We start from the raw sequence: 12,985 nt of genomic DNA on the forward strand, positions 1-12,985 counted from the left end.
TTCATTCGACGACGAACCCGGCCTGGCTGGGGACGCGCTGCGCCATCCCCGTCGCCGAGCGGGCGGTTTGGCGCAGCAGCAGCAGGCGCTCGATGTCGTTCGGCGGCTGGAACCCGTCGGTCGGCAGCTTCAGCGCCGAGGGATCGTTGACGGGCCGGACGATGTAGGGCGTGACGATGATCACCAGCTCGGTCTCGTTGCGCTGGAAACTGTCGGAGCGGAACAGCGCGCCCAGGATCGGCATGTCGCCGATGCCGGGAATGGCGCTGGTCACCTGGGTCGTCTGATCCTGCAGCAGCCCGGCGATGGCAAAGCTCTGGCCGCTGCCGAGTTCGATCGTGGTATCGGCGCGGCGGACCGTGAGCGAGGGGATGGACAGGACCGCGCCGCCGCTGCTCACCTGCACGCTGTTCTGGCTGGAGAGCTGGCTGACCTCGGGGCGGACATGCAGCCGGATGCGCTCCTCGCCGAGCACGGTCGGCACGAAAGCGAGCGCCACGCCGAACTGCTTGAACTCCACGGTGGTGGAGCCGTTCTGCTGCGAGATCGGGATCGGGAACTCGCCGCCGACGAGGAAGCTCGCGGTCTCGCCGCTGATGGCGGTGAGGTTCGGCTCGGCCAGAACATGGACGAGATTGTCCGCGGCGAGCGCGTCGATCAGTCCGTTGACGCTCGCACCCTGCGGGCAGCGGCCGGCGGGGAAGACCTTCCACGGCAGGCAGGCGACGGCGGCGGCGGCGTTCGCGTTCAGCGTGAGTGCCGGCAACGCGCCGATGCTGCCGATGGTGCCCAGCGCCTGCCAGTTGACGCCCATGGCGCGCGACACGCTGCGCGACATCTCGGCGATGCGCACATGCAGGCCGACCTGGATCTGCGAGCCGACGCGAAGCTGGTTGTCCACCGCCTGGCCTTCCGCGGCGAAGGCGGCGGCAGCGGCGGCGGCGGATTGCGAGTCGGCAGCGCTGGCGACCTTGCCGGTGACGGCCACGCGGCGCGGCTGCGCCTCGACCCTCACGTTGCCGCCGGGGGTGGTACGGGCGATGGTGCCGGTTGCCTCGGTGGCGCCGAAGGCGGAGGGGCGGACGGTCACTTCGTATTGCCGCACGGTCTGGCCCGCGGCATCGAGGGCGGCGACCGTGGTGCGGCCGGCGGCGACGCCGAACAGGAACAGGCTGGTCGGGCTGGCGGGGCGGACTTCCACGACCTTCGGGTCGGAGACGAACACGTTGGCGACGGGCGCCGGCAGGGTGACGACGCGGCCGGACCCGGATTCGACGATAAGGCTGGCCTGGGTTGCGGCGACGGCCTGAGTGGGGGTGGCGGCCGGACGCGCGGCCATCGTCGCGGCGGGGGCCATCAACAGGACGGCCGCGACGGCAGCGAGGATGGGGTTGCGCATCAGAAATGGTACTCCTGGCCGTCGCCACTGCCGCGATAGACCTTGACCACGCTCGGGGCCGGCTTGGGGACCGCATCGGCGCTGAGAGCGGGGGAGACGTCGCCGGCCCAGGTGATGCCGGGCGTGGCATCCGCCACCCGCTCGTCCTCGCCGGGGCGGGCGGCGCGGACGACGAGCGAGAGGCGGCCAAGGCGCGTGGCGACCGAGACGCGCTCGGATTGCACGGAGGTGACTTCGAGCGTGACGGTGGCGGCCGGCTTCGCTTCCGTCGATCCCGGCGCGGCGCCCTGGACCAGCTGCTGGTCGATGGCGATGACGCGCACGTTGCTGAGCACGGTCTCGGCGGCCACGCGGCGCGAGGCCGGGCGCTCGGGATCGTCGATCTGGTGCGTCAGCATGACGTCGACACGGTCGCCGGGCCAGATCAGGCCGGCGGTGCCGGTGATCGCGTCCACGCCGATGGTGACGGCGCGCATGCCGGCGCCCAGGACCGCGGCGAGGAAGCCGTGGTCGCCCGGCCGCAGCAGGTCGCGCGGCAGCAGCGATTCGTTGGCGGCCAGGCGGCGGCGGACCATGGAGCCGATGAGCTGCTGGCGCGCGGCCGGGGTGTCGACGCTGGCGCCTTCGGGAATCTTGGGGCGGGGCATCTGCACGGTGCCGAGATCGTCCGGCTTCAGCAGCGCGCCGGCGGCCACGTCGCGGGCGGCGACCAGGACGTTGTCCTGGGGTGTGACGGGCGCGCCGCCCGGACCGACCGATGCCTCCGCCGGCGGCGGCTGCATGCTGATCCAGGCGACCGTGCCGAAGCCCAGCAGGCCCAGGGACATCATGACGAAAACGACGATGCGGAGGGCCATGGTGCGTCAGCCTGCCACGATGACGAAAAGGGTGCCGGCGGCGATGGCCGAGGCATAGGGCAGCGGGCAGCCGCGCAGGATGCGCCAACGCTCGGCGCGCAGGATGCGTGCCAGCAGGCTGCTGGGCCGCGGCCGGGGCTGTGCGGCCAGGCGCCGCAGCACGAATCGCCAGCCCAGGTAGAACAGGCCGACGACGCCGCCGGCCAGGGTGATGGCGACGAGCATGTTGCCGACATCGGCAGGCGGCACGAAAATCGCGGCGGCAGCAAGCAGCTTCACGTCGCCGCCGCCCATCCACCCCCGGGTCCAGCAGAACGTGGCAACGAGGAAGACGACGACGCCGAGCGCGAGGCCCGCGAGAAGCTGCCCGTCCGCGCCGCGCAGGACCAGGCCGAGAACGGCGAGGCCGAGACATGTCCAGTTGGGAATGGTGCGCGCGGCCACATCGTGCAGGGCCGCCACGATCAGGAGGGCCGCGCCGATCGTGAGCGTTATCTGGCCAGCCAGATAGATTGCATCATGGGTCATCATGCATCCCTCGCTGCGTCACGTCGCAAGCGGCATCCCCCCAGCGTGCGGCACGGCGGGCCAGCAATTCGAAGCCGCGCCGGCCGACCGCTGCGGGAAACGCAGACGAATTACAGAGTACCGGCCTTGGTCGTCAGCGTGGAGCCGATGTTGGTGAAGATGTCGGTGAGGCCGTTGCCGAGAGTCCCCACCGCGGCGACCAGAACGCCGCCGATCACGGCCGCGATCAGGCCATATTCGAGCGCCGTCACGCCGCGACGGTCACCCTGCATCAACTGCTGAACTTTCATCATCATCAGGCCGAACATGTCTTAGCTCCTGTTGTCATGCGCATGGAATCCGCGCCCTTCGGTGCCATCCTGGAAGCGGACGCCTGTGGGTGATCCAGCAGGCACGGGTAGAACACCATCCGTGCCGTTAAGCCCATGTTAATGAACCTGGGAAAAGTGAAGCCGCGCCGGGCACCGGTCCCGCCTAAAAACACCAGGCACTGCGACTGGTACGGCGCGAATAATTCGCAGATCATTTCTACGTCTGTGAAATTCGTTTCTATCTACGCCGGGCCGTGAGCGCGCGGCGCCGCGCGTTCAGCTGCGCGGCGTGATGATCCGGGGCAGCCGCGCCGCTGGCCGTGGCCGGCGCTGTGCCGAGACCGTCTGGAGCCGCGCGGACGCTGACAGGGATGCGGCCGGGGTCCAGACCCGCACGCCGTTGATTTGCACCGCATTCCACACCAGCGGCGTTGCGGCGCGGGCAGCCCGGCTGGCGGGTGCCGCCTGCGCCGCCGGCAGGATGCGCAAGCCGCCGTCGCTCCAATCCGCCAGCACCTTGTTGCGATACGATTCGCCGATGCCCGGAGTCGCCGAATGGTACCAGGCCACCGCCGTCTCCCACGAGCCGGTGCGGTCGTGCAGCTCGCTGAGGAAGCGGGCGGCATAGCTGGCGTTCAGGCGGGCGTCGAACGCCTCATCCAGCGACGCGAAGGCGCGCGGGTGGAACGCCATGTTGATCTGGAAACAGCCGACATCGATCGAGCGCACGCCGCGCATCTGCAGCGCCTGCACGGCGGCGATCGCATCGGCGCGAGTGTCGAAATAGGCGCCCTGCCCGTTGGCGTTGATGGTCCAGGGCCAGGCCACCACCTGCCCGGACCCGGTATCGACCCGGCCGCTCTCCATCCGCCCGATCGCGGCCAGCAGTCCGGATGGAATGCTCCAGGCGCGTTCAGCCTCCGCGCCAGCGGCATGGCAGGAGATGTCGAGCCCCGCGCCCGGCCACGGCGCTGCCGCGGCACCCGGCGCCAGGCGCAAGGTCAGCGCCACGGCAATCAGCACAGGACGCACCATCGACGGGATCGGCATGATCCGGAAAACCGCTGCTCTCTCTGGTCGGGGTGCGACGAGGCGCGGGGCGCGCATCGCCGGCAGCGGGCACGCTGGAAGTGGCGGCGGCGCTGCGCCCTGGACGTTACGCGACGGTGTTGTTGGCGGTCAGTTCAGCTTTTGTCAGGAATTGTCGACCCGCGCGGCCAGCAGATCCTTGTCGGTGGCGATCGCATAGCCGGCGCCGCGGATCGAGACGATGACGCTGTGCGCATTGTCGTCGTGGAACAGCTTGCGGCGCAGATTGAGGATCAGCTGATCGACGCCGCGATCCTCGGCATGGAACGGGCGGCGCAGCGCGAGCCGGCACAGCGTCTCGCGCGAGACAGGCTGTGGCGCGGACTCGATCAGGGCTTCCAGGGCGACGAACTCGGCCGCGGTCAGATGGATCTGCTCGTCGTCGCGGCCGGTCACGGTGCGCCGCTTCATGTCGACGCGCGCGCTGCCCAATGCGATCTGGCTCGGCGGGGCCGGGCCCGCGCCCTGGCCCGGGGCGACCAATGCGGCGTCGGCCGCGGTGGCCGCCGGCCGCGTGGTGCGGCGGTGCACCGCACGGATGCGCGCCACCAGCTCGCGCATCGGCACCGGCTTGGTCACGTAGTCGTCGGCGCCGAGTTCGATGCCGACGATCCGCTCGACCTCCTCGCCGCGGCCGGAGACGACGATGATGCCGCAGTCGCGCCTGGCGGCCAGCCAGGAGATCAGCGACACGCCGTTCATGTCCGGCAGCTCGAGGTCGACCAGGACGATGTCGGGGCGGAAGCTTTCCTTCAGCCGGACCGCCTCGGCGCCGGTGCGGGCCCAGCTGGTCTTCATCCCGGCCCGTTCGATGAACCGGCGGATGGTCTGGGCCACGTCGTGGTCGTCTTCCACGAGCAGCACCGAAGGGTCGGGTTGCAGCCCGAGACCGGCAGGCTGCGGCTGGTTGAACTCTTCAAGCTGCATGAGCCGAACCATATCACCGGAACGTGAGGCTTGTAAAATGGACTATAACGTCATTTTGTCCAGAATTTTTCGGGCCTTGCGGGCCGGTTTTCAGAAATGACTCGGACTATGATGCGCCGCCGCATCACCCAGCCGGCCGCCTGCCGCCCGATTGCGGGCCGCCCGGTCATTTCGCCCTTGCGCGGTCGAGCCGGGTGCGGACCATGGCGGCGAGACTGGCGCGGCGGAACGGCTTGAGCAGCAGATTGGTCTGCGGGTCGAGCTGCGACTGGTGGGCGTCGACGTTCTCGACATAGCCGGACATGTAAAGCACGGGGATGCCGGGCCGCCGCCGCAGCACCTGCTCGGCCACCACCAGCCCGTCCATGCCGTTGGGCAGCAGCACGTCGGTCAGCAGCAGTTCGGGTTGCAGCCCCTTGTCGATCAGGGCCAGGGCCTCGCGCCCCTCGGCGGCGACCGTGACGTCGTAGCCGAGGCTGGCCAGGACGGACAGGGCGTAGTCGCGCACCATGTCGGAATCCTCGACGATCAGGATCCGTTCGCGCCCGCCCGGCAGGGAGGGTTCGGCGCCGCGGCTGCGCCCTGCGCCCGGCGCCGGCAGCCCGTGCTCGGCGCGCGCCTCGCCGACGCCGGGGAGGTAGAGGCGCACCGTCGTACCGCGCCCGACCTCGCTGGTCATGCGGGCATGGCCGCCGGACTGGCTCACGAAGCCGTAGACCATGGACAGCCCGAGGCCGGTGCCGCGGCCGGGCGGCTTGGTCGAGAAGAAGGGCTCGAACACCTTGGCCAGCACGTCCCTTGGGATGCCGACGCCGGTGTCGGAGACCGAGACAACCACGTAGTTGCCCGGCCGGATCTCGCCGAACTGGTCGATGTCGGGCTTGCGGACGGAAAGGTTGGCGGTCTCGATCACCAGCCGCCCGCCTTGCGGCATGGCATCGCGGGCGTTGATCGCGAGGTTGAGGATGGCGTTCTCGAGCTGGGTCGGATCGACGCGGGCCTGCCACAGCGCCGGCGGGCAGCGGATGTCGAGCGCGATCGAGGCGTCGAGGGTGCGCCGCAGCAGGCCGTCGAGGCCGAAGACGAGGCGGGCGACGTCGACATCGACGGGCGAGAGCGGCTGGCGGCGGGCGAAGGCCAGGAGCTGGTGGGTGAGCTCGGCGGCACTCTGGGCGGCACGCTTGATCTGGTCGTGCATGTCGCGCGCGTCGCCGCTCTCGGGCAGTTCGAGGTCGAGCATCTCGATATTGCCGAGGATCACGGTGAGCAGGTTGTTGAAGTCGTGCGCGATGCCGCCGGTGAGGCGGCCGATCGCGTCCATCTTGGCGGCCTGGCGCAGCTTGTCGTCGGCGGCGACCTGGCGGCTGATGTCCTGCATATAGACGACGAGGCCGGGCGCGCGCGGATAGGCATGCGCCATCAGCCACGTATCGGTGCGCAGCCATTGCAGTTCGAAGGAGACGGGATGGCGATCGCGCACGGCGCGGCGGCATTCCGCCTCGAAGGTGGAGCCGCACAGCTCGGGGAACACGTCCCAGATCGGGCGGCCCCGCAGGTCCTCGGCGTATTCGCCGAACAGCCGGTCGGCGTTGCGGTTGGAGCCGACGAAGCGCCACTCGACGTCCAGGGTGAAGGTGGCGTCGGACATCTCGAGCAGGATGGTCTCGACGGCCTGGCGTGTCTGGCCGGCGCTGTCGCGGAAGCGCTCGGCCTCGTCGGCGGCCTCGGCGACGACGGCGGCATGGCGGATCCCGGTTTCCGTGATGCTGGCCAGCACGGCGAGGAAGGCGAGGTCGGCCGGCGTGAAGCTGGTGCCGTGGCGGCGCTGGAACGCGACGGCGCCGATGCGGACGAGATCGGCCCTGGCGATCACGGGCAGCAGCGGGCGCATCACCGCCTGCTCCGGCGGCCGACGGTCCTCTCGGGGCAGAATGGCCTCGCAGGGAACCAGCTCGCGCGCGCCTTCCAGCAGCCGGCACATCAGCGCGTCGCGGTCGGTCGTCCCGTACAGCTCCGCCGCCATGGCGGCCAGGCGCTCCAGCCGGCGGGTCTCGCGCTGCTCGCATTTGCGCACGGCCAGGACCGCGAGGGCCACGAAGGCGATGACGATCAGGGCGCTGCTGCCCACCAGCAGGGTGCGCGACCACCAGGCCGCGAGCGCATCCTCCGCGGCGACGCTGACCGCGACGATGCCGCCGATCGGGCCGTCGATCCGTCGCGATTCGATGGTGCCGCCGGCGGCGGCGTCGGGCGCGGCACCGCGGGCGAGCGCTTCCCACTCCCCGGCGCGCTGCGAATCGCCCGCCGCTTCGCGGCTGTTGGTGACGCGGGCCAGAGGGCGGCCGTTCTCGTCCATCAGGGTGACGGCGCCGCGTGATCCGATGGCGAGGTCGGCAAACTGGCTCTGCAGCAGCTCCTGGCCGACCACCGCAAGGATGGCGCCGGAGAAACCGGGCTGGCGGATGCCTCTGATAACACAGAGCACCGGCACGCTGGCGCCGTCGGGGAGTGCCGCGGTGGCCGGCTTCAGAACGAACTGGTCCACCTCCGGCCGTTCGTCGCGCAGGCAGGCTGGTACCAGCGCGCCGCTGCGCAGGGTGGACGCGACGGAGCCGGACAGCACCGCCCCGCCCTCGCCCAGCACGTAAAGGCCGACCACGCGCGGCTCCACGCGGCGGCGCTGGGACAGCAGCGTGTCGAGGCGGGCGAGCTTGGCCGGGCTGGCGTCGGCGCCGGGCAGTGCTTCTTCGACGGCGTGCAGGGTGCCGTCGATGCGGGTCAGCAGGTCGGCGGCGCGTTGCCGGGCGATGTCCGCCACGTTCCGGGCGGCGAGGTCCGCCTGCTGCATGGTGCGGACGCGGTCGAGCAGGATGGCGCCGAACGAGACGCCGCCGAGCGCGACCCCGGCCAGGATCGCCACCAGGCAGAGCGGGCAGGACAGCCCGAGCGCGCCGTGGAAGCGCCGTAGGATCGCGGACAGGAAGCCGGGCAGCGCCACCGCGGTTGCGCCGGCGCTATCGGCGATGGACGATGCGGCCCCGACTGGTCGCGCGGCGCAGAAGACGTGCCATGAGGACCATCCGTGCCATGCCCACCGCCGAGACGCACCGTCAGGCGCGCGCCGCTCCCCTTTCGAAACGGGCCACCGGGGTCAGCGGAATGACATCCGCAGGCACGTCGGCCAGATCGCGCATGATGTAGCCATGGCCCCGCACGGTGTCAATCAAGGAGCCGAGGCCCCAGGCCGCCAGTTTCTTGCGCAGATTGCAGATGAACACGTCGATCACCCGGGTTTCCGGGCCGTCGAGGCCGCTGTACAGATGGTCGAGGAAGTTCTGCTTGGGAATGACACGGCCTTTCCTGAGCGCCATCAGCTCAAGGATCGAATATTCCTTGCGCGTGACGCTGAGCGGCCGGTCGTCCACGCGGACCTCGCGGCTGGCCATATCGATCTCGAGCGGCCCGACCCGCAGCACCGAGCGGGCATAGCCATTGCGCCGCCGGACCACCGCCTCGACGCGGGCGACGAACTCGTCCTCGTCATAGGGCTTGCTGAGCAGATCGTCGGCGCCCAGCCGCAGCGCATGCGCCCGGGACTTGCCGGAGGTGTAGTCCGCCAGCATCAGCACCGGGGTGGAGAAGCCCTGGGCCCGGAAGCGGCGCAGCGCGTCGCACCCTTCCCCGTCGGCGAGCGAGCGGTCAAGGACGATCATGTCGTATTCGTAGGTTTGCAGATACACGAGCGCGTCGCCGCCGGTGCGGACGTGGTCGACTACCGCGCCGGTGGCCCCGAGGATGGTGGATGCGGCTTGTGCTTCGGCGGTGTGGCCCTGGACGAGGAGAAGTCGCATGGCTGCAGTCCCCTGAGACGATCAATTCTTGAGGAGGACTAAGCCATGAACCGATCACGAAGTGGTGTTTGAAAATGTCAGGAATCAACCTGCCATCGAGAGCGCCCGTGTTGCGTCCGCAAAACAGTGTCATGAAATGTCAGAAAGCGTTTGAGCGGAGGCGGGACGGACCGGCACCGGCGCATCGGATCGGCCAGCGGACGTGGTCTCCCCTCCGATAGAGACGTCATTTAAACGGATATCATAAACATCACATTAACACGCGCCCTGGTTGGGTGAGCCGTCGCAACGCACCAGCCGCCGGACCGCTCATCCTTCATGCGCACCTGGACCCACCCCCTTCAGGCCCGGCCCACCGCCGCACCCGCAGCGCCCGCGATCGCCTGGTACGCCGTGCCGGTGGCGCAAACCCGGCCGGCCTTGACGACACATGGGCACGCGCTGCTGGCGCTGACGCTGTTGGCGTCGATCCTGCGGCTGCACGACATCGCCCTGGACGGGTTCTGGAACAACGAACTTTTCAGCATGTACTGGATCCGCAACCCGATCCATTACCTCGTCACCAAGGGGATGCTGATCGAGACCAATCCCCCTTTGCACTATATTCTGCTGAAGCTGTGGACGGCGGTGTTTGGCGCAGACGAGGTGGGCGCGCGGTCGCTCTCGGCGCTGGCGTCGATCGGTTGCGTGCCGCTGATCTACGCGTTGGGGCGGACGCTGGGCGGGCCGGCCGTGGGACTGGTTGCGGCCGGATTGCTGGCGCTCTCGCCGGTGCAGATCTATTTCGCCCACGAGGCGCGGTGCTACGCCCTGCTGCCGGTCTTCGTCATGCTGGCGCTGCTGGGGGTCTGCCGCTTCCTGGACGAACCGGCGCCGGCCGACAGGGCGGCGCACCGCTGGAGGGGCCTCGTTCTTTACGGGGCGGGCGCGGTGGCCCTGCTCTACACCCACGCGACCGCTCCCTTCGTGATCGCCGCCCTGGGCGCCACGGTGCTCTTTGCGCTCATCGACATGAAGGCGCCCGCCGCGCAGATTCGCCGGTTCCTGCTGGCCAATCTGGTGGTGGCGGTGTTGGCCGCTCCGGTTCTCGTGGCCATGGCACTGCAGGCGCGGTCGCCGAATATCGCGTGGATGCCGCCGTTCGGCCTGGACACGCTGCTGATCGTGGCCCGGTATCTGATGGTCGGGCCGATGCAGCGCGCCGACCTGGGCGATAGCGGCTCCAGAATATTGCTGTGGACGGAGATCGTGCTGGCAGCGGCGACAGCGATCGTGCTGTTCGCGCTTGCGCGCGGCACCATCCGCGACCGCCGCGCCTTCGCCCTGGTGCTGGTCTTCCCGGCGTTGTTCCTTCTGGCTGCCACCGCCGTCAGCCTGGCGCGGCCGATCCTGATTCCGCGCATCGGGATCTGGCTGTCGGTGCCCGCAAGCCTGGCCGCGGCGTTCATCCTGACCGGGCATGCGCGGCGGAAGCTGCGGCTGCTGGCGGGCGGGCTGATGGCCGCGTGCATCGGGATCGGGCTGGTGAACAACAGCCTGGCGCCGGCGGAGCACAAGCCGGACTGGCGGGCGCTGCTGCGAGACAACCCCGCCGACGCCGCCGACGGGCCGCTGCTGGTGGCCGGGCGTTATGTGGGGCCGCTCGGGATCGCCTTCTACAGCGGCGATGCCGTGCACCGGCCCTTGCGCCATTGGGTGCCGGCGCCGGACGAGACACCGACGGCAGCCGACCTCCTGAGCCGCGCGGCCTCGGGCGCCGAGCCGATCACCACGCAGCAGATCGTCGCGACGATCCGGGCCGGCCGGCATCTGCGGCTGTTCCTGAGCGACACCGACATGGTCCTGAACGAACAGGCTTTGTCCGGCCTGCCGGAATTCGCGACGACAGACCGGCAGATCTATCCGGGTCTCGTCGTTCTTTCCTGGTAGCGGCCGAGAGGAACATGTCGTGGCGCGGCACCCGCACCGTCGCCAGCAACATGCCGTCCCCTTCCCCGTGCCGCCGCGACGATCCCTATCAAGGCATCACATCCGGGTACGGCCATAGCGTATGGCGGCGCCGGAGGGCGCAATTGCAGCCATTGCGCATATAGGCCCTTCTCGCATCCGATGCTTTCTGCAACGCTGGACAATCGGCAAGGTCATCCAGCACGCGAAGACGTGCGGCGACAGGGAGAACGGCGTGGAGCTGCAAGCTACAACGCAAGGGAGTCGACCGGCGCCGTCTGCGGCCGGCGCCGTCGGGACACGGTCGGCGGCTGCTCGGCCGGTCGCGGTGGTGGTCTGGCTGTGGTCGGCGCTGCTGCTGGCGATCCTGACCTTCCTGGTGATCTATCCGACCGGGATGCTGCTGCTGGGCACGCTCACCGATTCCAATCCGGTGACCGACGGCTACCAGAACATGCACCTGTCGCTGGGCAATTTCGCGACGGTGCTGGCCAACCCGAACGTGCACGCGGCACTCGGCAACTCGTTGCTGGCCTGCACCGGCGGCACCGTGGTGGCGGTGGTGATCGGGCTCGCCTTCGCCTGGATCGTGGTGCGCACCAACACGCCGTGGAAGGGGTTCATCGCGAGTGCCGGGATGCTGCCGCTGTTCGTGCCGCCGCTGGTGGCGGGCGTGGCCTGGGCGATCCTGGGGTCGCCGAAGACCGGCCTGATCAACACGATGCTGGCGCGGATGGGCATCGAGGCGCGGGTGAACCTCTATTCCATGGCCGGCATCATCTTCGTGTTCGGCATGTACTACGCGCCCTATGTCTACATGTTCACCGCGGCGGCGCTGCGCAACATGGACCCGTCGCTGGAGGAAGCGGCCGAGATCTCCGGCGCGGGCCCGGTGCGCACGCTGCTGACCATTACGTTCCCGCTGATTGCGCCCGCCATCATTTCCGGCATGCTGCTGTCCTTCGTGGTGATGCTGGGCATCTACGGCATTCCCGCGGTGCTGGGCGCGCCGGCCGACATTCCCGTGCTCACCACCTACATCTTCGCGCTGACATCCTGGGCGCCGCCGCGCTACAGCACCGCCGCGGCCGTGGCCATGATCCTGATGGTGGTGACGGGCATCCTGGTGGTGCTGCAGCAGAAGGTGCTGTCGGGGCGCAGCTTCACCACGGTGGCCGGCAAGGCGTTCCGGCCGCGGTCGCTGAACCTTGGGCCATGGCGATTCCTGACGCTGGGGCTCGCGTTCGTCTATCTGATCATCGTGGTGGTGCTGCCGACGCTCGCCCTGCTGGTGGCGGCGTTCCGGAAGTTCCTGTTCATCCGCGACTTCGCCAGCCTGTTCGACGGCAAGCAATACGGGCTGATGCATTTCCAGCGGCTGTTCGCCAATCCGGCCACGGTGAACTCGATCATCAACACGATGAAGGTCGGCGTGATCACCGCGCTGATCGGCGGCGTGCTGGCATTCGCCATCGGCTATACCGTCAACCGCACCCAGGCGCCGGCGCGGCGGGCGATCGACGTGATCGCAACCGCCCCGGTGGCCATTCCCGGCCTGGTGATCGGTGTCGCCTATCTGTGGGCGTGGATCGGGCTGCCCGGCGGATTCTACGGCACCATCTGGATCCTCGCGCTGGCCTTCGTGGCGCGCTTCCTGCCGGACACGATTAAGGCGCTGTCGACATCGCTGATGCAGATCCATCGCGAGCTGGAAGAGGCGGCCTGGATCTGCGGACGCGGCGTGCTGAGCACGATCGTGACGATCATGCTGCCGCTGGCGCGGCCGGGCGTGGTGGCGGCGATGACGCTGCTGTTCGTGCTGGCGATCCGCGAGCTGGGCTCGTCGCTGTTCCTGTATTCCAGCAGCACGATGGTGATGGCGGTGCAGCTGCTGGGTTATTACGAAGGCGGCAATATCAGCGTCACCGCGGCGTTCAGCCTGGTGCAGATGGTGATCCTGGGGGCGCTGATCGGGGTCGCGCACTGGCTGTCGCGTGGCGCCGCCGATGGCGGCGTCGGCCGCTCGGGTTGAAACAACAAACGAAATGACAGGGGGAGTGTAGCCGTGAAGCGCAT

General features: G+C 69.3%; 10 protein-coding genes. 2 read left to right on the top strand and 8 right to left on the bottom strand.

The genetic code is table 11. From position 1 onward, the window contains the following. Position 1 precedes the first annotated feature (1 nt). The 8 genes from OL599_RS14710 to OL599_RS14745 all read right to left on the bottom strand — a co-directional run bounded on the left by OL599_RS14710 (position 2) and on the right by OL599_RS14745 (position 8,962). On the bottom strand, positions 2–1,399 hold the full coding sequence (locus OL599_RS14710; RefSeq protein WP_264714556.1) for a type II and III secretion system protein family protein: 1,398 nt from the start codon (positions 1,397–1,399) through the stop codon (positions 2–4). After that, positions 1,399–2,256 (bottom strand): Flp pilus assembly protein CpaB, encoded by an 858-nt coding sequence (cpaB, locus tag OL599_RS14715; protein WP_264714557.1) that lies wholly within the window; start codon positions 2,254–2,256, stop codon positions 1,399–1,401. Before cpaB ends, OL599_RS14710 begins: the two co-directional genes overlap by 1 nt. Before the next feature lie 6 nt (positions 2,257–2,262). Continuing rightward, on the bottom strand, positions 2,263–2,784 hold the full coding sequence (locus OL599_RS14720; protein WP_264714558.1) for an A24 family peptidase: 522 nt from the start codon (positions 2,782–2,784) through the stop codon (positions 2,263–2,265). A gap of 110 nt (positions 2,785–2,894) precedes the next feature. Next, positions 2,895–3,092 (bottom strand): Flp family type IVb pilin, encoded by a 198-nt coding sequence (locus OL599_RS14725; protein WP_264714559.1) that lies wholly within the window; start codon positions 3,090–3,092, stop codon positions 2,895–2,897. 279 nt (positions 3,093–3,371) lie between these two features. After that, on the bottom strand, positions 3,372–4,130 hold the full coding sequence (locus OL599_RS14730) for a transglycosylase SLT domain-containing protein (protein ID WP_264714560.1): 759 nt from the start codon (positions 4,128–4,130) through the stop codon (positions 3,372–3,374). 159 nt (positions 4,131–4,289) lie between these two features. Further along, on the bottom strand, positions 4,290–5,111 hold the full coding sequence (locus OL599_RS14735; protein ID WP_264714561.1) for a response regulator transcription factor: 822 nt from the start codon (positions 5,109–5,111) through the stop codon (positions 4,290–4,292). A 166-nt stretch (positions 5,112–5,277) separates the two neighbouring features. Beyond that, entirely contained in the window at positions 5,278–8,109 is a 2,832-nt protein-coding gene (locus tag OL599_RS14740) for an ATP-binding protein (protein WP_264714562.1), read from the bottom strand. Positions 8,110–8,221: 112 nt separating this feature from the next. Further along, positions 8,222–8,962: a response regulator transcription factor gene (locus OL599_RS14745; protein ID WP_264714563.1), complete on the bottom strand. Its 741-nt coding sequence runs from the start codon at positions 8,960–8,962 to the stop codon at positions 8,222–8,224. Positions 8,963–9,280: 318 nt separating this feature from the next. Here OL599_RS14745 and OL599_RS14750 point away from each other — a divergent pair, with 318 nt between their 5' ends. Both OL599_RS14750 and OL599_RS14755 read left to right on the top strand, forming a co-directional pair. Then, a complete protein-coding gene (locus OL599_RS14750) occupies positions 9,281–10,891 on the top strand; it encodes a glycosyltransferase family 39 protein (RefSeq protein ID WP_264714564.1) in 1,611 nt (536 codons plus the stop codon). A gap of 253 nt (positions 10,892–11,144) precedes the next feature. After that, entirely contained in the window at positions 11,145–12,941 is a 1,797-nt protein-coding gene (locus OL599_RS14755) for an ABC transporter permease (protein WP_264714565.1), read from the top strand. Positions 12,942–12,985: the final 44 nt, after the last annotated feature.

Source organism: Limobrevibacterium gyesilva (assembly GCF_025989185.1).
Taxonomy (GTDB): Bacteria; Pseudomonadota; Alphaproteobacteria; order Acetobacterales; family Acetobacteraceae; genus Limobrevibacterium; species Limobrevibacterium gyesilva.

Bases quoted from the DNA above. Each gene is read 5' to 3' on its own strand.
- OL599_RS14750 (WP_264714564.1), top strand. From the start codon at position 9,281: ATGCGCACCTGGACCCACCCCCTTCAGGCCCGGCCCACCGCCGCACCC.
- cpaB (WP_264714557.1), bottom strand. From the start codon at position 2,256: ATGGCCCTCCGCATCGTCGTTTTCGTCATGATGTCCCTGGGCCTGCTG.
- OL599_RS14720 (WP_264714558.1), bottom strand. From the start codon at position 2,784: ATGACCCATGATGCAATCTATCTGGCTGGCCAGATAACGCTCACGATC.
- OL599_RS14735 (WP_264714561.1), bottom strand. From the start codon at position 5,111: ATGCAGCTTGAAGAGTTCAACCAGCCGCAGCCTGCCGGTCTCGGGCTG.
- OL599_RS14710 (WP_264714556.1), bottom strand. From the start codon at position 1,399: ATGCGCAACCCCATCCTCGCTGCCGTCGCGGCCGTCCTGTTGATGGCC.
- OL599_RS14725 (WP_264714559.1), bottom strand. From the start codon at position 3,092: ATGTTCGGCCTGATGATGATGAAAGTTCAGCAGTTGATGCAGGGTGAC.
- OL599_RS14730 (WP_264714560.1), bottom strand. From the start codon at position 4,130: ATGGTGCGTCCTGTGCTGATTGCCGTGGCGCTGACCTTGCGCCTGGCG.
- OL599_RS14745 (WP_264714563.1), bottom strand. From the start codon at position 8,962: ATGCGACTTCTCCTCGTCCAGGGCCACACCGCCGAAGCACAAGCCGCA.